The sequence below is a fragment of the Paenibacillus sp. FSL H7-0703 genome, assembly GCF_038003485.1.
Classification (GTDB): domain Bacteria; phylum Bacillota; class Bacilli; order Paenibacillales; family Paenibacillaceae; genus Paenibacillus; species Paenibacillus polymyxa_B.
In genome coordinates, this window is record NZ_JBBOPF010000001.1 from 1,027,451 (window position 1) to 1,048,133 (window position 20,683).

Consider the following 20,683-nt stretch of genomic DNA (forward strand, 5'->3'; position numbering starts at 1 on the left):
CGCGTCATGCACACACATTAGCTAAGATTTCATTTTGCAGGTTTGGTATTGATTCAATAGTTCATCCAGTTTCATGGATTGTTCAATCACTTTGGGATGCGTTAAAAATCCGTATTTCTTCTGGACTTGGTACAGTCTTTTTCTGGCCCGTTCGACACGAAGTAAAGTCACACCTGGATTCATCAGCATGATTCCCCCTTCTGTGTCATATCCTAATACAAAACGTAAATTTTTGGATTTTTTGAAAATTTGCTCGACAAAAAAAGTGCTTCTGGAGCATTCCAGAGGCACTTTTTTGGCGTTTTATGTTTATTTAAAGTGCCACAGACTCCTACAAGATGAACTTAAAATTCAACTATTGCTTTGCTACGCAGCCCGATGTTGCTTCCCATCGTCACCGCCCCTGTATTTCATGAATAAAGTCAGATAGGGTTAAAATCCATGGCAAATGCGACCGCATTACTTGCACAGCAACATTCTGCCTTCTTCGTTTTCCATATACATTTTATTTTATTCAGCTTGGAATAAATACTGAGAAATGTTTAATAACTATTAATAATAAAATAATCTTTCTTTTCGCCCTTCTCTAACTAAACTTTCATACTTTGTACACAATCTAAAGTCTGCAAATTGTTTGAACTGCTCAAATAATCTTATGCAGCTAATGAAAAAGGCTTCTTTGTTAATGATTAATGATTTAGATAAAACGTCTAGTAAATTTTTAAATCCATATGAATAATTACCTTTATTTAAGTAGTATTTAGCCAGTTCATATTTAAAACGCGTTAATTGTTCTGGAACCACTTGATGAGTGTACATATCAGCAGATGGTTGCTGTTGGGTGATCGAATCTATCTCCGTTTCGAACTGCTTAAGTACTTCATCCACATCAACTTGAAATCGGTTAGCCGCCATCATAATATTCAATAGTTGAGTAACCATTTCTTTAGTGGTGTTTGATGATACACTAATATATTCAACATAATCCGGAAGCACACTTATATCTCCAGATAATAATTTATTAACGTAAGTATTACATAGCGCCCAATTTTGAAATAGTTTAATCCAATGCAGAGTATCCTCGTCTGTCTCTTTGACCCAATCTAAATTAGCGTAAGCGTATGTATATTCTAATGCCTGCTCATAATCTCCTTTGTCCTCATATACACTGGCACACAATAAATCAGAATAGGTGATGTACACAAACAATGGACGGCTCAGCCTCTTTTCTAGTTCCGCAGGCTTTCGTTTTTTCTGCTGATGATCTAATGTATATTGGATTTCCGCTTTATCTCTCATTTTTCGAGCGGTCACATCAAGCCTGTCCCATAAGCGCAAAGAACGATACACATTCGCCAAATCTTTTAAAGCATCAAGCTGGTCTATTTCATCCAGACGTTCCACGAAGGGTTCAAATAGCGTTGCTGCCTTGAGATTACGGCTCTGATCGTCTCCAACTTGAATCGAGAATATACGATATTGGCAGATGGCCAAGCGTTCAGAATGCTGATATTTCTCCACTTCTGCGACATTCTCATAGAGAGGCAGCGCAGCAGCATGTCGTCCCTGTTCAAATAATGCTTCTGCAACATCAAATAGCCTGGTCGCATATAGCGGATTATCCATGATATGTCCAACCATTCGACGGATTGCATCCAGCTTGTCCAGCTCCGCACAACGATACAATAATGGCTCAATTCGCCTAAAATTCGGGGAAAGGTCAATGATGTAATTTTCTATGTATAGATCGTAAAAATAGCCTTCCAGCAAATCCATAGCCACAGTAATTCGGTCTAGCTGCTGTACAGAAACAGGACGATGCTGAGTAATCCAATGACTAAGCGTTCTTTGATGAACCCCTGAATATTCGGCAAATTGACTCAACGTCATATCATTTTGTTTTAGATAATCCTCAAACTCCGCTGAAATCGTAGGTGTATGCTTCAAGTCATAACCACCCTTCACATAAAAATTCCATTATTTTAAAAATCACCCTCTATTCTTCTCCATAATTAACCATCTGTCAATATATTATGCAGCTAATGTTTATAACGAAAATTCAGCATAACTTACACACAAGGGAAGATTGTGAAAACGAATAGCAAAAGTAAAATTGGATTGCCGAAATAAAAGGTTTCACAATGTTGACATGACGGATTCATTTCCCCATGTCATTCTCACCAGTAAATGATATAGAGGTCCCATGCAGAAACTCTGTTGGACCTTTTAATTACATGAAAAATCCCCTGATGTTGATGCAAATCAAGGGATACATAGGTCATTTCTCTCGCTTTGATAATGCGAAGTTGATTATTTCTCCAATCACAATTCCTGTCAAAATTGCATAGATTCCCATAGCGCTCATCTGATATCCCAAAGCGTAAAATAACCCTATACCTATTGCGTAGCCCAAATAGCGCTTTAGAAACTTACTCATGGAAATTCTCATAAGCAACTCCCACCTTAATTTATACTTCAACCATTGTAAATGCTAGTTAATTGTTGCATAAAAGTAAGGGGGAATTTGTCGAATAAGGAATCCGTTAAAAAGAAATTTGCACTTATTCACTGCTGGGCAGGCCACGAAATAAGACTTCTTTTTTCATATCATTCACGCACTCACATGGAGTGCGACAGCGAAAATGCAGTAATTCATACCCTAATGATATCAATTCCACACATTCTCGCAAAAAACGATGCCAAAAAGGCTTGGATCAACCATTGCCCTTTTCTAAAGGCAACCGATTCAATTGCTTTTCGACATTTTTCGAGGTGCGAAGGACCCGGGATTTTTATGTGAGCTTCACATTCGCACCTTACAGAATCAGCGTCCTTTCCATATCGTAAGCTTCTTTGGCCCCTATATGATCCACTTTCTTTTTGTAGTTATCTTCTAAGTTGTAGAAGCGCAAGCTGTCTTCTGTTTTGTCTATCAACTCTTCGAGTTCGTACTTTAAACGTCGAATTGGGTAAAATCCGAAATACATTCACATAGGGATAAATAATCCTATCCTGTTTCATTGTGCCATGCCTTCATTACGATTTTTCCTTGTAACATCGTTTATCATGGCAGCCCCGTTTTCTTTTTTTGTAAAATCTTTTATTTAATCATTTTTCTTATTAATCAATGTAAGGATAAAACGGCCGGCATATACTTCTCGAAGTTCTTCCATCACATCCAATGCCAATAAGGCTCACTCTGAACAACCTCTATGCAGAAAACCTACATAAGCATCCAAGCCCACAGCTTCCAGTGCCCATTTCATATCGTTGGACAGCAGTGTATAGGCAAAAGAAAATAGGGCATTCACATTATCAAACGGCGGGCGTTTATGGTGTCCATGGAAGTGAAAATCATCTTTTTGCTGTAAGATCAGCCCATCCTAACGGAATTGTACTGAACCGTCGCCGTCCTTCCAAACCGCACAGCCTGATACACTTTTGGATTTCGGTTTGGGGATAGCAGGCCGCAATCGTCTTCGTCAGTGTATTCTTTTTCTGATCTTATCGTCCATCTGTTTTCGTTTGGTTGTTTACATTGTCTTTATACAATATACCATCACCCTAATTTATGAAATCAAACAAGCGGATCAAGACTGGATGTCTTAACCTGCTTGTTTGGTTTTCTTATGTCACCTTCTTATGACAAGCACGCAATCAATACAGATTGGCTGCAGACTCAGGAGTAAAGGCTAGAATGTCCTCTGTCCGTCCCTCCCGGATTTTCTTCGCCCATGCCGGATCACCCAGGAGCGCGCGTCCGACAGCTACCAGATCAAACTCACAGTTATCCAGCCGCTTCAGCAGCTCCTTCAGTCCTTGGTTGTCTGCCTCCTCTCCATCTGCGGGATCATTGTCCATGCCTACGGAGCCAACAGTAATCGTTGTCTTCCCGGTGAGCTTCCTCACCCATCCGGCAAGACTAAGCTCCGAACCTGCAAATTCCGGTTCCCAGAATCGGCGCGTCGAGATATGAAAAATGTCTACGCCCGCTTGTACCAGCACAGTCAGGAATTGCTCCAGCTGCTCCGGCGTATCTACCAGCTTCGCCGTATAATCTGCCATTTTCCACTGGGACAGGCGCATGGAGATCGGATAATCCGGGCCGACGGCAGCGCGGACTGCCTGGACAATCTCGGCTGCAAACCGGGTACGCTTCAGGAAATCGCCGCCATAGCGGTCCGTCCGTTGATTGGTTTTCTTCCAGAAGAATTGGTCGATCAGTAAGCCGTGACCGCCCGACAGCTCAATTCCGTCGAAGCCAACCTGCTGTGCATTTACTGCCGCATCGGCAAAGGATTGGATGACCTTGGCAATTTCTTTTTCCGTCATCGGCTCGCTTACTTTGTTCCCCTGCATATCCAGTCCCGAAGGCCCAATCGACGGAGCGTCCGGGTAAGGCTGGGAACCCACGGGGCGAATCATCCCCATATGCGATAACTGCGGGAATATGACCCCTCCAGACTCATGGACCTGTCTGACCACTTCCCTCCAGCCGTTCAAAGCGGCTTCGCCAAAGATACTAGGAAGTCCGGGCTCACTTGTTGCAGCCGGATGGTCAATCATGCCTACGGTGATGACGAGCCCTACCCCGTTCTCTGCGCGGCGTCGGTAATAGGCGGCAGTATCCTCACCCGGCACTCCTTCCGGTGCAAAAGCACGCGCCATCGGCGACATTACAATCCGGTTAGGTATAGTTAATTGATGAACCGTATGAGGTTCAAATAAGGCCTCCAGTGAATGAGTTTGCTGCTGCTCTTTAGTCAAGAATAACGCCTCCTATAGTTTCAATAATTATTTTCAAAGTGGATATGAGTGCAATAGTATCAAGCTCCTGTTCCCGCTTCAACCAACAATCCGACTAATTTGTTGCTTAAGCAAGAAGTGAAAAAAACTGTCGTATTGGGAGATAATAATTGTTGTCTATTCAACACATGTTTATAATAAGAGATTAGTATCTTTACTGAAAAGGAGTGTTCAAAGGATGGCTGGTGTACTTCCTCCCAATCCAAACGACCCGCGCGTCATTCGGACACGTCAATTAATTCTGGATGCTTTCATCCAGCAGTTGAACATCATGGACTTCAACTCGATAACTATCGGTGACATCACCAAGGCAGCCACGATTAACCGGGCGACCTTCTATGCACATTTCCCGGATAAATATGCGCTGTTCGAAGCCTTTTTGCTGGACGCATTTACGAATATGGTAGTCTGTAAAGTCGATACGAAAGGACCTTTGACGAAGAAGACGCTTCTGGAGCTTATTGTGGCATTATGTAATTACCATGAAACAAGCCACCACTGCTTCAAGAAATACGATTCAGTGGCCCTCTTGCTTGAAGAAAATATCAAGCTGCATCTTGAGAAACTCACCCTTCAGCTGATCTCTGGAGCAGACGCCGCTGCGGACTCGAAGTCGCTCGCAACCGCAGCAACCCTGTTAAGCTGGTCTTTATACGGTGTTACCTACCGCTGGAACCTGGAGGGAAGAACAGAGCCCCCCTCCGAGCTGGCTGTGCGGGTAATGCCGCTGATCACCGACGGGTTCCACATGTTTAATTAATGCAAAATGGCATGATCGTTTTTTAATTTGATCCCATTGATCGTCGCGTATTTCGTATCGTCTTTTCATATCTCAATTTACCATCATTTAACTATGATTTATAGTTTGAATACACGCCCTAGAAAAATACCTTTATGTTTTCAAAAAACATAAAGGTATTGTAAAATATTTCATAAAGACGTTCGGCAAAATTCGAGTTATTAACCCTGTTCATCATACCGGCTGCATTACCTGCATAAACCTTCCCATCCGTTCCAGCGCCTTCTCCAAATCGACGAGCGAGGCTGCATATGAGCAGCGAATAAAGCCCTCTCCGCCTGATCCGAATACATGTCCCGGTACGACCGCCACCTTCGCTTCCTTCAGCATACGAAGTGCAAACTGATCAGATGACATGCCACTAGAAGTAATTGAAGGGAAGGCATAGAAAGCCCCTTCAGGCTCATGACAAGCAAGCCCGATTGCATTCAAGCCTGCCACAAACAGCTTGCGACGTTCGTTGTAGCTCGCCATCATCTCATCCTTGGCAGCCAAGCCATGGCGCAATGATTCCAGCGCGGCAATCTGTGCAATGGTGGGCGCACACATGGCTGTGTACTGATGGATTTTCAGCATGCCGGCAATCAGCTCATGCGGACCGCACGCATAGCCTACCCGCCAGCCTGTCATCGCAAATGCTTTGGAAAAACCGCTGATGACAATCGTACGCTCCTTCATGCCCGGCAAGGAGGCGATACTGACATGCTTTCTCCCGTAAGTCAGTTCGGCATACACTTCATCCGAAATGACGACCAGATTATGTTTGATAATGAGCTCTGTAATTGGCATCCAATCCTGCTCCGTCATAACTGTCCCAGTCGGATTACAAGGATAATTGATCATTAAAACCTTTGAATGAGGTGTAATTGCCGCTTGCAGCGCTTGCGGGGTCAGCTTGAATTGCTCCTCTGCCGTAGCCGCCACCTCTACAATTTTACCACCATGCAGATGGGTAATGGGTTCATAGGCAATATAGCTTGGCGCTGGAATCAGCACCTCGTCACCCGGATCGATCACTGCTCGCAGCGCCAGGTCGACGGCTTCACTGCTCCCCACCGTCACAATCATTTCCTGCTCAGGGTCATAGGAAAGCGCGAAGCTGCCGGAAAAATAAGCAGAGATCTCCTCCCGCAGCTCCATCAAGCCGGCATTCGAAGTATATTTCGTCTGTCCTTCACGCAATGCCTGAATGCAAGCTTCACGTACCTTTTCCGGTGTAACAAAATCAGGCTCTCCGACCCCAAGGGCGATTGTACCTCCGCCTGCTGCATTCAGATCAAAAAAAGCGCGAATTCCCGATGGCCGAATATCCCGTACACGCGAGGATACAAACCGCCCTGTCCCCTTTTCACTAAACATATTACGCCATCCTCCATTCCTGTTTCCGCTCATGGAGCGAGCTGGCAATAATATGGTCCAGTAAATGTGTAAAGGTTATACCCGCAGCTGCCGCACTCTTCGGAAGCAGGCTGTTGGCGGTCATTCCCGGTAATGTGTTCACTTCCAGCACGTAAGGTCTATCCTGACACAAAATCATATCGACCCTTGCATAGACCTTACATTGCAGTAGCCGGTAGCTGGCCAGTGCCGCCTCGCGCACACGCTGCTCAATAACGGGGGGAAGCTCGACCACCTTCTCCTCAGCACCGCCGACCTCATATTTTGCTTTGTAGTCGAACCACTTCGAACGAGCCGAGCTAATGCTAATAATTGGTAATACCTCGCCATCTACGATGGAGCAGGTAATCTCCGTCCCTTTATAATAGGGCTCAATCAAGATCGCTTGATCCAAGCTGCAAGCCTCCTGAACAGCTGGTAGCAGCTCCTTCTCATTTTGTACAAGCTGGATGCCAATGCTGGATCCTCCCGTATTCGGCTTCACAATAACCGGGTAGCCCAAACGCTCCACCACCTGCGGATCATAATCGTCCATCCCCTGCCAACAAAGGCCTGCAGGCGTATGCACACCCGCTGCCTTCAGCAGCGTCTTGGACAACTGCTTATTCATGCATAAGCTGCTTGCCAGGACACCGCTGCCTGTGTAGGGAATGCCCAGTGTCTCCAGCGCTCCCTGCACCGTGCCGTCCTCGCCATACTGACCATGCAGTGCCAGCAGCGCGATATCGATGCCTGCCTGCTGGACCTGCACGATTAAATCCGCTCGCTGCTCGATCACCATTGGAACCACTTCATAACGGCTGCGATCCAAATGATTGATCATCTCTTGACCTGTCTGCAGAGAAATCTCACGCTCAGAGGAAATACCGCCCATAATAACGCCAATTTTCATCATGACACCTCATTTTTCTTCAAAATCTTTATGTGGCTACGGATGTTCATCCGATCGCTAGTGCTTCTTCAGAACAACATTCCGTCTCTATAGCTCTTTTCTTAATCCTTATGCCTTAAGAAAGTTACGCGTCTGTTTACCGATTATTTGAATACCCCGTTCGATATTTTCATCTGTTACTCGTGAAAACCCAAGCCGCAATGTATTCGTCCCTTCGCCTTCTTGAATAAAAAACTTGTCTCCCGGTGTGAAAATGACGCCCTGTTCTGTGCAAGCTTCTAGCAGCTGGCGTGTATTTACGTCTGTCGGGAAGGTAAGGAATAAATGCAAGCCCCCGTCACCAGACACCTGTGCCTCAGGAAGATGTGCTTCACAGCATGCCTTTGTAAGCTCATATTTGCGTTTATACTCTGTACGTGCTTTTTTTACATGTTTATCGAAATTTCCGTTAAGCATATATTGGTATAAAATCGATTGATCGATTGTTGAGGTATGAATGGTGCGCGCACGCTTAATGCTTTCCAGAGTGTCAATCAGTGCTCGGTCTCCAAGCACCCAGCCTACTCGCAAGCCAGGGAACAGCACCTTGGAGAAGCTGCCTATATAGATTACTCCGTTCCCTTGCCCTGCTGTCGCTATTAAGGGCGCAACATGCGCTCCCGAGTAGCGTAGCTCCTCATTGAATCCATCCTCGATCACCGGAATCTGATGGCGCGCCATTAACTTCATAACAGCGCTGCGCTTTGCCGGCGACATGACGATGCCTGTCGGATTGTGATAGGAAGGAGTCAAATAGGCCAAATCGAAGCTATTGGTCTGCAGTACCTCCTCTAGCCGCTCCACATCAATACCGTCACGCTCCATCGGAATGCCGGTAATCTCAAATCCTTGCAACTTCAAATTTTTGATCGCTGTGTGATGGGTCGGATTTTCACAAATTGCCGCTCCGCGGCGTGCAGAAGGACGTAAAGCCGACAGCACAATGTCAAAGCCTTCTGTAAAACCGCCTGTAATCAGCATATCCTTGCCAATTATATCAACGCCCTTGTTCTCCATATAATGCATCAGGTAATCAATCAGCGGCTTGTAGCCCTTAGCATAGCCGTAGTTGAGCAGCACCTGCCCTTCGATTGCCATCCGATCCATAAAAGCTCGCCTTACATCCCCCAGATCAAACAGCTGCTCATCCGGAGCGATGCTTGTGAACGAGATAGTTCCCTTTTGGGCACGAATGCCCTGCTTCATCATATCCAGATCAACAGCCGATACAGCATACTCGTTCATTCTTGCCTTCCAGTCGATCTCCCAGGTGGCAGAACCGTCAGATCCTCCGTTATCTACGGCCGACTGGCCCACCATAGCGGCCACATAACTACCCTTTCCGGGAATCGCATACGTAAATCCGTCATCCTCCAAGCCTTCATAGGCTGCAATGACTGTATTGCGGCTCACCTTAAGCAGAACGCTCATTTCTCGTGTGGAAGGTAGCTTCTGATCCGCCTGAAGCGCCCCTTTTATAATTAAACGATTGACGTATTCTTTTACTTGTATCGAGACCGGGCGGTCACTTACGAGCTTGAAATCCTGGAACATCCTTCATCGCCTCCCCCTATAATGATGGCATACAAGACGAGTGAAAAAAAAGAACCACCGCACTGGATTTTTCATCCTTCGGTGGTTCTTCCGCATTTTATCCCCTGTACGCCCTCATATTCTTGCCTCATTCCCCTGCATCATTGCCTCTCATCGCGCCCATTGCGAGCATTGTACATATCACCAAGCATCGTGAAGCTGATGAAAGTAATAGTCAACATATTTGTCATCCAGGCTGTCGATCAGCGTATGGACAGTATTTTCTAAAACAATAACGACTCTGCCCCATCAATTACAATTTGTGCGCCAGTAATGTGACGCGAATGATCAGAGGCCAAAAATGTTACCAAATCAGCTACCTGCTCGGGTTGACCCGGTCCATCAGCCAACGGTTGTCCTCCTTCAGGAAACTGGACGGGGATGGTAATTTGCTTTAACCCTTCCGATTTCTCCGTGGTTTCATCAATATTCGTCGAAATGGCACCCGGATAGATGACATTCACACGAATACGGAACTTAGCCAGCTCCAGCGCAGCCATTTTAGCAAAACCGGTTTGACCCGCCTTCGATGTGCTATAGGCTGACATCCCAAAGCTGGTAAAGCGCTGATTTCCATTAATGGAGCTGGTAATAATAATGCTGCCGCCACCGTTCTTTTTCAAATGTGGTATTGTATACTTCACCGTCAGGAAGGTACCATCCAGATTCGTGGACAATGTTTGCCGCCAATCCTCAATGCTCAGATCCTCAATCGGTCCGACGACCCCGTTAATCCCCGCATTGGCAAAAATGATATGCAGCCCGCCAAATAATTCAACCGCTTCCAGAACTGCCTTTTCCACACGCACCGGATCGGCAATGTCCACGTCAAAAGCCCGCGCTGATCCTTCACGTATAGCATTAATTTCTCTTTCCGTCTCCGAAATGCGCTCATTACTTACGTCAAAAAGAGCGACATTCGCTCCTTCTCTAGCCATCTGAATGGCCGTTGCCTTGCCAATCCCAGAACCAGCTCCCGTGATTAGAGCGGTTTTGCCTTCAAAGCGCGCGCCTCCTGCATATGTGTAGCTCATATGTATCGCTCCCTTTCAGTAATCTGTATAATCACAAGATTACCCAAAAGGATATACTTTATAATCACCATTTTTGCGCATTTTTTGCTATTCCTTTGCGATATTTAAGAAAAGTACGAATATTACGCGTATTAGCGCTTCTTTCCTTCTCTTCCTCGTTACATTCTACAAATATCTTAAAGAATCGTTATGTTCTATGTATTCATCAAAAAAAGGACGTATACATCCATATCCATGGTTGTATAACGTCCTTTTCTTATTTATTTACCACTGCAACTCAATAAATGCAGCATCATCATCAAGTCCCCCGGTATGGGATGCATCCAGCAATACCTGTATCTGCTCATCAGGGACAGGCTCGCGAATGGGGTCTAAATCGGATAAACCGTCCGTATATACCTGTAATCTCATCGGCATATCTGCGGGTATGCTTCTTTCATACCAATGAGGCTTCCCTCCAATCGGCCCACGACTTGTAGACCAGCGCTCCGCTGTAGAGAAGGTATGATCGAACAGCTCGCTGATTTCCTCGGCACCATTCCATAGTCGCAAACGTGAATCCCCCTGCCAGGCAAGTCGGAGACGGCCACGGCTACCACGCTTCGGCAGTTCGATTTTACCGCAAATATACATGGACTGGCTTCCCTGACGACGTTTATCTTCCAATACCGAACGCATTAAGCCTGATTCATGATCCAAAGGCTGCCGATCCAGTTCCTCTGCCGCTGTACCTGCCAAACGTTCAAGATACCCCCTCAACTGATCAGCAGACAGATCTTGTCCCCGTTCCATCCAATCCAGTAAAGAAGAACCCAGATAGCGGGCTGCAAAATCTCCTCGGTAACTGAGCCCGACACCATCACACAAGACAAAACAACAGACGGATTTATGAATACGTACTGCGGCGAAATCCTGTCCGCTTTCTCCCATACTGGCAGATTCGGCAGACCTTCCATAGCCATAACGACACATAAAACGACTGTGATGAGATGATAATGGCTGATCGCCTGTCTGAGAGCTTATGTAAGCAAATTGCTGAGTCAGCCTTGCATTCATTCCCTTTTTTTTGCTCGCGGGGAGCAGGGACAGCAGTGGATTCATGCTTTTACCTCCTTACCGTACAGGCGTTGCGGCCGACATTTGGAACCCAATGGACACCAGTTCCGCACAGGTTCCGGGCAGCATCATAATGGCTCCTTCACCTAACTGATAATCCGCCTCAAATAGCATTTCCCGATAGCTTTCAGGCAGTACAGAAGACATATCACGCAATTTCACAGCATGTTCATCCTGCAACGGCGTATTATGTGTCAGACCTTTCCATCGACGGGGGTCCTGAATAGGCGTTTCCAGCAACCTGTCGGATAAAAATATATTTTCCACCAGTACATTACCGTCCGGTACACTCATGCTCATAATACGCTTCGCAATCGGTTCTGGATCATCGCCTGTAGAAACCCCATCTGTCATATGACAGACCAATGGTGCAGGGCAATCCTGCATCCCTGGTAATTCTGCCTGCAAAATACGTTCAGCCTGCAAGAAGGCTTTTGCAGAATCTGAGAATCGTTTGGGTGTCAAATCGGGCAACGAGCCAATGGCCGCAATTTCATCTATCCCCTTAACACCATTCAGCAGGTCATACACGTCGTCACTATAAGCCAAAATCGCAATCCGATAGCGCGCTGTCAGCCGATTTCCTTTGGTTGACCGAAAAACCATCTGCCGGATCGCCAACGATATAGCTTCATATACAACGTCAATACGCCGCCGCCCCTCCATCAGCATGTTCATCGACGCGCTGATGTCAATCAGGTAAATGATCAGGGCGGGAGTACGTTGTGAAGCCTGTATTGTATAATTCATGGTTTGTACATGCTCCCCTCAGTTACCTTCTATCTCCATCTATCATTCCGCCCATATATAAACATATGAAATATTAAATTTTAGGCAGTCTAAAATTCGTATCTCCTAAAAAGTTATAAATCGAGGAAGCCCGATATCCCACTTCACCTACCGAACGATAATAAGAAGGATTACTATCATATAGTGTTCTAAAACGCTTGGCAAAGCTCTTAGCCTTCGCAGCGCTTCCACCTTCCTGAGAGGCATACGCCTTGTTGTACAGGGAAATAAGCTGAAGAACGTTCTCCTTGTTTCGTGCATGCAAGGACTCTTTTTGCTTTTGTTCCGCCTCGGCTGCTGCCTTACGAGCTGCCTCTTCCTGGGCGGCACGAGCTTCCTGCTCTTTTTTCAAAGCCAAGTATTTTTCATACTTTGCCTGTTGATCATACGCTTTTTGCTTCGCCAACTTGGCAGCCGCCTGCTTGTTTTGTTCCTTTTGGGCGAGATAAGCTTCATATTTAACCTGTTGAGCGATAAGGGCTTGCTGTTTCTTCTGCTCCTCCTGTTGCTTTTGAGCAGCAAGTGCCTGTTGTTTGGTCTGCTGTTCCGCTTCCTGTCGTTGTTTCTCCGTCAGCAATTTTTGAGCCGCTTCCTGCTCGGCTGCCAGCTTTTCCTCGGCCGCCTTTGCAGCCTTCGCTGCCTCTTCCTGCTTGGCTGCCTCGATTTGCCGCTGATTGGACTGATCTGCAAGAATATTCATGGCTGGGATTCCAGCTGCCAATAGAACGACTGCGGCCGCAGTTGTCACGATAAATGCTTTGGAGCGATACCAGGCTTTTGATTTTTCAGGTTGCTCTGGCGTCTTGGGATTCAACTGCTCCTCTAGCCCTGTGATCGCAGCCGACACCTCCACATGCAGAGGACTACCGTCTTCTACAAAATGATACAACGACCGGTATACTTCTAGAGCTGCAGCAGGTTTGTTTTGCTGCTCCAAATCACGTGCCTGTCGGAACAGCTTGTCCGTTACCCCACGCTCTCCCTGCTCCAGAGCAGCCTGATTTAGCAATGCAGCCTGTTCAGCTTTGAGCGGTGCAGGCGCTGACAAAGAGGGTGCAGCTTCACTGGCAAGGCCGCCCACCGCTGCCGATTCTATTGTTTCTGTCGCAGTAGGCTCCGGTTCTATAGCCTCAACTGGAATTTTCTGCTCAGTAACCGCATTAAGTACAACCAGCCATTCGCCAAAAGTAGGGCAACTGCTTAAATCCTGACTATCCCAGGCACGGCTGAACAATTCTACCACCTTGCTGCCCCACCGGGATTCAAGTGATTTTCGTAAAATAAAATAACGTTCACAAGGCGTCTGCATTTCATGCTGATCAAAATAACTTTCGCCCCACGCTTTGTCCACTACTACACGGTCAGACCAGCCTAGCATTTCTCCTATAATAATTGCCCCTGCAAAACGGTCTGCATACGCACTCCATAACCCGCTGTGGACGGTACGATGGGCGGCATACCCTGGCGAACCTGCCAATAGAGCATCTGGACGATCCATTTTAGTACTATACATTTGTTCCACGTCCACCAATTCCACAGCTGACGTGCCTTGAGGCAGTTCCACTTCAGAAAAAAACGGAAGCATTACATTCGGCGCCGATAAATCACAATGCGCCAATCCTTTTTGCTCCATAGCTGAACCGATCCCTGCCAATGCTCTGGCCAAAGCCAGACTATCGGAAGCCTCAAGCTGACGCTGATCTGTGAGACAATCGAACCATGTCATACCGTGAACCCATGGCATCAGCACCGCATACAGCAAATCAGGCTGCTCGGCGATCAGACTTCCGTTTCTTTCTGGAGTGAGCACATCACGCTTGCATACCTGCAAACCGGGAATATCCCCGTATGCTTCCATATGCTCCGATTGATAAACCATAGCCGGGATGCGGAACTTCGGAAAAAACACCTTAAGGGCTTTGGCCTCATGCGGCGCTCCGTTTTTGGCATTTAGCTGGTATACAATTCCCTGTCGCCCTGCTTGAGCATAGGCTAAACCGGGTGCAGCGGGATGTCGCCCAACCACATAAGCTGTGCCGTTTATGATCAATTCGTCTCCCGGATTCGGTTGAAAAGACATGAAACATCCCTCTCCTTACATCATTCAGTATGCTAGTATTCCTCACCTTATTATATACATCTATGGATGGCAAGAAAACCGGGTATCCGAAGATCGCCCGGTTTTTCCTGAACATCCTGTGCCAAACCATGAGGAATGGCTCACATATTGCTTCTTTATAGAGTGGTGTATGATAAGTTGATCCCTATCAGGCAAGGCAACTTATTTCGTTTGGTCAACCGTACGGAATTTGTTAGCGATAGCTGTCAATTCTTGGCTGATGCTATTCAAAGTCGTTACGAAAGCTTGCATTTGTTTGCTAGCTTCCTGAAACTCTTGGAAGAAGCGTTGCTTAGTCATACCTTCCCATTGACCTTCCATACCTGAGATGGACTGTGTCAAACTGGAAACGATTTGCTGGCTTTGCTCACCACTTTGTTTAAATTGGTTAGCCACCTGATCAACCTGTTCTGGGGTAATTAAAATGCGTCCTGCCATTTTTTGCGTCCTCCTTGATGATAAATAATGTTTTTGTTTATCTGGTTCAAATTGTACTATGGCTATTTAATTCCCTACAAAAGGCAAAGGACCTAATTGTTATAATCCCACTTTTTAACTATAAAACAGCACCTAACAGTATAATATTAACAAAACAACCACCTAATAAGTCCCATAAAGCCGGGAATTGCGAAACGAATTCAAGTAAATTTTGCAGTCGATCCAGATTGTCCCGGAACGCGTTCCCAACTATGCGACAGGCTGATCTCTTGCTGTAGACGGATCAGTAAAATACCAATCCTGCGGACTGCTAGAAGACGCCTGCATCAGAATATCCTGATGCAACGTTTCTATATCCGAAGACTGTACACCAGCAATGGCATGTACGACAGACTGCGGGTTTGAAATCAGACTGCCTCCTTCCGAAGCTTGCCCAGGCAGAATAGACGGTGATTGCTGATTCGACCAATCGAGCATCGTGACGGGTCGTCCCAATGGTTGGCTGGCAAATGACAGAATCGTTTGATAGTTGTGGTCAACAGACTGAAACTGCTCTGCCTTTCGGTTCAGTTGTGTACCTGATGTATGGAGGTAAGCATGGATCTGTTCTGACATCCGCTTGGCCTGCATCCAATGATTCAAGATCGCCTCGCGTGCAGATACATCCCAATCCAGCGATTGTAATGCCTGCTCCAAACCTGCTGTTAACTGTTGAATTTGCTCCGCCGCATGCTGTAGCTGCCCGCTAAGCCCCCGAAGCACATCCGGTTCAACTCGAATGCGCATATCCATCACCCTTCTTCTGTCACTTCTTCATTCACTGCCGACTGTTTCAACCAATTTAATAATAAATCCACAAACTGATCTCTTGAAGCCATAGCTGCAATCAGCCAGTCTCCGTTACCACTAGAGCTCATCCGAAATATCCAGTTCATTGCGGGACACAGGACAAAGGCTGCCCGTTGTGACTCCCACTCCCTACCGTTCCAGACCAGCAATTGCAATTCTCCCTCGGCTACACGGGAACTCAAAGACTGAGCCAGGCTTGCAGACCCCTCTGCATCTCCGCTAGCCTCGGTCAGTTTACTGCTGATCAGAGATACACTTTCTCCTGCCGACTGCTCGTAAATTTTATTAAATGCCTGCTTGGAGAACATAAGTGCGGGGGATTCAGGCACAAGTCGATCTACCCAACCCATTTTATCAATCAATGTTTCGCAAGCCTTTTCCACATTACCCAGATCGTACAGTCGATACTCATCGGGTTCATCAGCGGATTTCACGAGTTCCACTACACGTTCGTTCGTGCAATGGAGATAGCCTTCAAACTGCTTGCCTCCCCGCACATAGCGTATACGGCAAGCCCTGTTGGATAATCCCGCGATAGCGACTCTTGAAAAAACGGTAGGAGGCATTGCTAGCTCTTTGCCCTTATCTGCCCGCTTTAGATAACCCTTTTCCAAAAGAGTAGCTTTTACCTGCTCCCACTCTTCCGCCAACTCCTCTGCTAGATAGCCCTTAAACGGATCTTCCACCCCAAGCAGTCTGTCAGAACCCAATACGCCTGCTAGAAAAAACAGTTCCTTCGCCTTAAGGGTTATTAACTTCTGCTTGGAAGCTTGAAACGTTAACATTATGAGCCACCTCCCTTCAAACTACAACATGCCATCGGTCACGAATTTTCGTTATCCAATCCTCACAGCTCACTTGCTCTGAGAAGGGAATTGCCGCTTTTATCCTGGTAAATTTGCGCCGTACGTAGTATCCCTGCCCAGGTGGCAGGACTTTTAGGCCACCAGCAGCGGCGTTCGCCTCCGAATAAGGGATACGAAAGAACGATAGATCATTCGAATCTAGTGTTCCAAATAGCATACCGCTTTGGCTTGCCTTGACATCATTAAACCAGTCCACCCCAAAGGTAGGAAAATCAGATGGCACACCCGATAGCACGACATGCACATTGCGATCACGTCCCAACCGTACAATGGCGGAGAGCTGATCCTTTATCATAAAATCGTTCAGTTGCTTACTTAACATATCCGCATCATCAATGACCAGGAGCAATTCGGGATCATTCCCTTCCTTGTTCCGCTGTTGAACGATATCATACACTTTCTGTACCAGAGGCCCCATTTCTTCTTCGCTTTCGGCAGCAGCCTTAACATGAGGAAGATGCCGTAATCTAGATAGTCCTCCGCCTCCATAGCGTGTATCAATCGTATAGACTTCCAATTGATTAGGTGATGTGTAATAAGCGAGCGATATAATCCAACTCATTAGAAAAGAGGTTTTTCCACCCTCCATTGGACTACCCACGATAAAATTGGGCCCTTCTTTTAGATTCAGGAGAAAAGGCTCAAGATCGTCACTCTGTAGACCTACAGGCACCTCATAAGGAAGTGCGCCCGAGGGTCCACTTGTCCGATCCCACTGCTGAAGCAGTTCCGACAGTGGAATCCGCTCAGGTAATGGAAGAATGGCTGGTGCGTGCTTGCCTTTCCATTCCTGCGCAATGCCAGCGATATTGCGACGTAACCGTGCTGATCGTTCCGCCTCATCTTCACCTGGTGAAGGCAAAGCCGTTTGGAACTCCAGCGGAGGAACATGTCCTTTAACCAAGGCGCGGCCTGGAATTAACGGTCCTGGCGTTTTGGCTGGTCGTCCTACCGCATAATAATAGTCACTCGGGTCGGACATTTCAAAAGAAACAGCATTCGGTATGTTACTGCGGAATTTCTCAAACACATCGGTAATCCGGTTCGCCGTAATGATAAACGTGATACCTAGACTACCTCCTTCTCGCAAAAGAGATTCCAGCAGTTCATTTTCATCTGGATAAGCATTACGGAAATTAAGATATCCATCAATGACTACGACAATTTGCGGAATATCCTCGACAGCAGAACGTCGATAAGAGCTTATTGTTTTGACACCAGCCTCGGAAAGCATTTCCTTGCGTACGGCCACCATCTTGAACAGATAACGGAACAATCGCTTGATCCGGTCATCCTCCTCAGCCATCATAACAGCCCCGATTTGGGGAAGTTCCCCAAAGTCGCGCATCGTTCGACCCATATCAATGATATAACCATTCCAATGATTCGCAGTAAAACGCTGAGCCGTGGACATCAGCAATGTATGCAAAAAGGTAGTTTTCCCCATGCCCGGCATGCCATACACAGCCCAATGACCATGATCCAGCGATGCATAAATCGGCTCCTGCCGCTGATTGGGCAAATCATCGACCAGACCCATAAGAGCCTTCAGCTCCAAAGATGATGATGTACTATCTATTTCGGTGCATGCAGGCAGATTTGTTAAATCCAGCAATTCAGGCAGCGGTGGAAGCCACGGTCCCTGAAGTCGTTCGATCCCTGCTTTAGCAGCCTCATTCGCAATATAATCAATAAATACTTGAAGCTGTTTAGGAGCTTCTTCACCTTTTAAGCCTGAGCTTGCCCGTTCTCCACCCGTCAGTAGCGCTTCACGTTTCCCGTTCAGTCTCACTTCATGGACAGGTAGTGCAGAAGAAATATCGCTGTTGCCTATATACGGCGCACCGCTCCAAGCAAACTGCATCTCTTCAAAAACCTCGTCGCTACCCACTTGAAAATATCCTCGTCCCGGCTTCGTAATCCACGCAGCATTCGGTATTTTCAACATGTCACGGCTATCACCTTCGCTTTGCACCCGTAAGCAGATGCGGAACCTGGAGTTACTCCAGATCTTATCATCCACGACACCTGCGGGCTTTTGCGTCGCCAAAATCAGATGGACACCTAGTGTACGCCCAATCGCAGCAATACTGATTAGCTCGTCCATGAACTCTGGCTGATCCCGCTTTAATTGTGCAAATTCATCAATAATAATAACCAGATGAGGCAGCGGTTGTTCCTGCCGCTGCCGGAGTAGTCTGTAATATTCATCAATATGCTGTAAATTGCCTGCATCGTTCAATATCTTCTGTCGACGAACCAGTTCTGCTTTAAGAGATATTTTGGCACGTTCAATCAAATTATTGTCCAAGTTCGTAATCGTACCCACCACATGCGGCAAGTTAACGAACGTGTTGGACATGCCTCCACCCTTGTAATCGATCAGCATAAAAGCCAGATCATGCGGATGAAACTCGGCAGCAAGCGAGGCTACGATGGATTGGATAACCTCACTCTTCCCTGAACCCGTTGTACCGGCGATCAAGCCATGGGGACCATGTCCTTGACGCTCTATCTTATCATGCAGGTTAATCATAATCTTCTTGCCGCCTGCTCGCACGCCCATCGGTACGGGTAAGGTATCAGGATGGCGGTTACGTCGCCACCGATCTGCCACGTCCAGTTCTTCTACACTCGCTACGCTCATCATATCAAACAGAGGTAGCACAGCGGGAATATCAGAAGCAGAGGAACGCTTCAAGCGAATAGGAGCCATGTACCGCGCCAATGCATCGGCTTCCTCTTTTGATAAACGATCCGGTTTAAAACTTTGCTGTTCAACCTCCGCCGATTCTGATTTACGGGCATATACGCCCTGCTCTTTGGAAGCCTCCACAATCAGTTGACACTGCATCGGCAAAGCCTCTTTACGAGAAGCCAGCACAATCGTACACGCATCAATGGCTCGGCCGTCCTCCAGTAACAACGGCAGCAACGGTTCTTCCTCAATCAGCTGGGTGTCAGATAAAACCACGACATAACACGGGACTTCCATCCCTCTGCCCTGACGATCATTGCGATTATTTTTACGGCGGTTCAGTCTGGCAAACAGAAAATCAGCTAGTTGATGTGCACTGCTACTGCGGTCTGACATCATTCTCTGGATTCGGTCATCATCCCACACATGTGGGAGCCAGCGCATCCAAGTCCATTCACTTTCCTCTCGCTCGTCATAGAAGGAAGCAATTTTCACTTCATCTGGCGAGTGACGAACCGTCACTTGTGCCAAGATGACTCTTAACGCAGCAAGGGTATGCTCCCGTTCGCCGACCAATCCAACCACTTTGGATTGAAACAGCGGTAATGCAATGGAAGCAGCGTCTACCAGACGAAACTCTTCTTCCAGTTCATCCGCAGCTCCCAACAAAGGATCTCGATCATAACCGTCTGGGCGTGGAATTTGCAATTTAATATGGAAGGGAACTTGTCCAGTCCCAATACGCACCTGCAAAAAGTCCTCATCCTCCGGTGATCGTTCCCAGAGTGAACTGTTGCGGTTTTTGACAATTTGAGTGCATATTTGCGGGTCACCGTGAATTTCATATAGTGTGCGAATTTGCTCCTCGCGTTTCATTTCAAGTTCTTCACGATGCTTTTGGAGCTGTTCCCGGTACATGCGGTCCCGTTCCTCAAGCTTACGCTTGTATTCCTTCTTATTATTTAGATAGACGAAAAAAGGAATCGTATAAGATGTAAGCATCATGACCACAGTAACCATCTGGAACATCAAATAGTTACTGTTGCCCATCTTACCTGTTTTGCTCATATATACGTAAAAGCCTATAGTCACCAACGTCATCATTAACGGAATAAGTATAGATATAATAGAAAAAGACGGCTTGCTCGGCTCAGCCGGAGGCCGTAAAATCTCCAGCTTCTCCTCTCGGAGCGCCGGCCTTAATCTCGGGGATCGCTGGTATAATGCATTCAAGACAAAAGTCCCCC

At 46.7% G+C, this 20,683-nt stretch carries 16 protein-coding genes and 1 pseudogene; 1 reads left to right on the forward strand and 16 read right to left on the reverse strand.

Annotation, left to right across the window (positions count from 1 at the left end):
• Nucleotides 1–21: 21 nt before the first annotated feature.
• The 5 genes and pseudogenes from MHB46_RS03965 to MHB46_RS03985 form a co-directional block, all read right to left on the reverse strand.
• Complete coding sequence (locus MHB46_RS03965) at nucleotides 22–189, reverse strand: aspartyl-phosphate phosphatase Spo0E family protein (RefSeq protein ID WP_019687040.1); 168 nt, start codon at nucleotides 187–189, stop codon at nucleotides 22–24.
• 363 nt (nucleotides 190–552) lie between these two features.
• Nucleotides 553–1,947, reverse strand: coding sequence for a helix-turn-helix domain-containing protein (locus MHB46_RS03970; protein ID WP_341161675.1), 1,395 nt, complete (start codon nucleotides 1,945–1,947; stop codon nucleotides 553–555).
• Nucleotides 1,948–2,278: 331 nt separating this feature from the next.
• Entirely contained in the window at nucleotides 2,279–2,449 is a 171-nt protein-coding gene (locus tag MHB46_RS03975) for a hypothetical protein (RefSeq protein ID WP_341161676.1), read from the reverse strand.
• Between the two features lie 536 nt (nucleotides 2,450–2,985).
• Nucleotides 2,986–3,409 (reverse strand): annotated as a pseudogene (gene cas1, locus MHB46_RS26195) (CRISPR-associated endonuclease Cas1); the annotation flags it as partial.
• A 248-nt stretch (nucleotides 3,410–3,657) separates the two neighbouring features.
• Complete coding sequence (locus tag MHB46_RS03985; RefSeq protein ID WP_341161677.1) at nucleotides 3,658–4,767, reverse strand: NADH:flavin oxidoreductase; 1,110 nt, start codon at nucleotides 4,765–4,767, stop codon at nucleotides 3,658–3,660.
• A gap of 217 nt (nucleotides 4,768–4,984) precedes the next feature.
• On the opposite strand from MHB46_RS03985, the gene MHB46_RS03990 reads away from it, so the two are divergent.
• Nucleotides 4,985–5,566: a TetR/AcrR family transcriptional regulator gene (locus MHB46_RS03990; protein ID WP_134902881.1), complete on the forward strand. Its 582-nt coding sequence runs from the start codon at nucleotides 4,985–4,987 to the stop codon at nucleotides 5,564–5,566.
• Nucleotides 5,567–5,779: 213 nt separating this feature from the next.
• On the opposite strand, the gene MHB46_RS03995 is transcribed toward MHB46_RS03990, so the two are convergent.
• The 11 genes from MHB46_RS03995 to essC form a co-directional block, all read right to left on the reverse strand.
• Nucleotides 5,780–6,964: an aminotransferase class I/II-fold pyridoxal phosphate-dependent enzyme gene (locus MHB46_RS03995; protein WP_341161678.1), complete on the reverse strand. Its 1,185-nt coding sequence runs from the start codon at nucleotides 6,962–6,964 to the stop codon at nucleotides 5,780–5,782.
• Between the two features lies 1 nt (nucleotide 6,965).
• The gene (locus MHB46_RS04000) at nucleotides 6,966–7,895 is read right to left on the reverse strand and encodes a D-alanine--D-alanine ligase (protein WP_341163683.1); all 930 of its coding nucleotides are present in this window, start codon (nucleotides 7,893–7,895) and stop codon (nucleotides 6,966–6,968) included.
• Between the two features lie 108 nt (nucleotides 7,896–8,003).
• Nucleotides 8,004–9,488, reverse strand: coding sequence for an aminotransferase-like domain-containing protein (locus tag MHB46_RS04005; protein WP_341161679.1), 1,485 nt, complete (start codon nucleotides 9,486–9,488; stop codon nucleotides 8,004–8,006).
• 263 nt (nucleotides 9,489–9,751) lie between these two features.
• Nucleotides 9,752–10,561, reverse strand: a complete 810-nt coding sequence (locus MHB46_RS04010) for an SDR family oxidoreductase (RefSeq protein ID WP_341161680.1) — start codon at nucleotides 10,559–10,561, stop codon at nucleotides 9,752–9,754.
• A gap of 264 nt (nucleotides 10,562–10,825) precedes the next feature.
• Complete coding sequence (locus MHB46_RS04015; RefSeq protein WP_023988268.1) at nucleotides 10,826–11,662, reverse strand: hypothetical protein; 837 nt, start codon at nucleotides 11,660–11,662, stop codon at nucleotides 10,826–10,828.
• Between the two features lie 12 nt (nucleotides 11,663–11,674).
• Nucleotides 11,675–12,427, reverse strand: coding sequence for a vWA domain-containing protein (locus MHB46_RS04020; protein WP_013309992.1), 753 nt, complete (start codon nucleotides 12,425–12,427; stop codon nucleotides 11,675–11,677).
• 73 nt (nucleotides 12,428–12,500) lie between these two features.
• The gene (locus MHB46_RS04025) at nucleotides 12,501–14,546 is read right to left on the reverse strand and encodes a hypothetical protein (protein ID WP_341161681.1); all 2,046 of its coding nucleotides are present in this window, start codon (nucleotides 14,544–14,546) and stop codon (nucleotides 12,501–12,503) included.
• A gap of 201 nt (nucleotides 14,547–14,747) precedes the next feature.
• Nucleotides 14,748–15,023: a WXG100 family type VII secretion target gene (locus MHB46_RS04030; protein ID WP_013309990.1), complete on the reverse strand. Its 276-nt coding sequence runs from the start codon at nucleotides 15,021–15,023 to the stop codon at nucleotides 14,748–14,750.
• A 249-nt stretch (nucleotides 15,024–15,272) separates the two neighbouring features.
• Complete coding sequence (locus MHB46_RS04035; protein ID WP_061829458.1) at nucleotides 15,273–15,809, reverse strand: WXG100 family type VII secretion target; 537 nt, start codon at nucleotides 15,807–15,809, stop codon at nucleotides 15,273–15,275.
• A gap of 5 nt (nucleotides 15,810–15,814) precedes the next feature.
• The gene (locus MHB46_RS04040; RefSeq protein ID WP_250261573.1) at nucleotides 15,815–16,657 is read right to left on the reverse strand and encodes a hypothetical protein; all 843 of its coding nucleotides are present in this window, start codon (nucleotides 16,655–16,657) and stop codon (nucleotides 15,815–15,817) included.
• A 16-nt stretch (nucleotides 16,658–16,673) separates the two neighbouring features.
• Entirely contained in the window at nucleotides 16,674–20,669 is a 3,996-nt protein-coding gene (gene essC, locus MHB46_RS04045; RefSeq protein WP_341161682.1) for a type VII secretion protein EssC, read from the reverse strand.
• Nucleotides 20,670–20,683 lie beyond the last annotated feature (14 nt).

Bases quoted from the DNA above. Each gene is read 5' to 3' on its own strand.
- MHB46_RS04000 (WP_341163683.1), bottom strand. From the start codon at position 7,895: ATGAAAATTGGCGTTATTATGGGCGGTATTTCCTCTGAGCGTGAGATT.
- MHB46_RS04010 (WP_341161680.1), bottom strand. From the start codon at position 10,561: ATGAGCTACACATATGCAGGAGGCGCGCGCTTTGAAGGCAAAACCGCT.
- MHB46_RS03995 (WP_341161678.1), bottom strand. From the start codon at position 6,964: ATGTTTAGTGAAAAGGGGACAGGGCGGTTTGTATCCTCGCGTGTACGG.
- MHB46_RS03965 (WP_019687040.1), bottom strand. From the start codon at position 189: ATGCTGATGAATCCAGGTGTGACTTTACTTCGTGTCGAACGGGCCAGA.
- MHB46_RS04025 (WP_341161681.1), bottom strand. From the start codon at position 14,546: ATGTCTTTTCAACCGAATCCGGGAGACGAATTGATCATAAACGGCACA.
- MHB46_RS04015 (WP_023988268.1), bottom strand. From the start codon at position 11,662: ATGAATCCACTGCTGTCCCTGCTCCCCGCGAGCAAAAAAAAGGGAATG.
- MHB46_RS04040 (WP_250261573.1), bottom strand. From the start codon at position 16,657: ATGTTAACGTTTCAAGCTTCCAAGCAGAAGTTAATAACCCTTAAGGCG.
- MHB46_RS04030 (WP_013309990.1), bottom strand. From the start codon at position 15,023: ATGGCAGGACGCATTTTAATTACCCCAGAACAGGTTGATCAGGTGGCT.
- MHB46_RS04005 (WP_341161679.1), bottom strand. From the start codon at position 9,488: ATGTTCCAGGATTTCAAGCTCGTAAGTGACCGCCCGGTCTCGATACAA.
- MHB46_RS03990 (WP_134902881.1), top strand. From the start codon at position 4,985: ATGGCTGGTGTACTTCCTCCCAATCCAAACGACCCGCGCGTCATTCGG.
- MHB46_RS04020 (WP_013309992.1), bottom strand. From the start codon at position 12,427: ATGAATTATACAATACAGGCTTCACAACGTACTCCCGCCCTGATCATT.
- MHB46_RS03975 (WP_341161676.1), bottom strand. From the start codon at position 2,449: ATGAGAATTTCCATGAGTAAGTTTCTAAAGCGCTATTTGGGCTACGCA.
- MHB46_RS04035 (WP_061829458.1), bottom strand. From the start codon at position 15,809: ATGCGCATTCGAGTTGAACCGGATGTGCTTCGGGGGCTTAGCGGGCAG.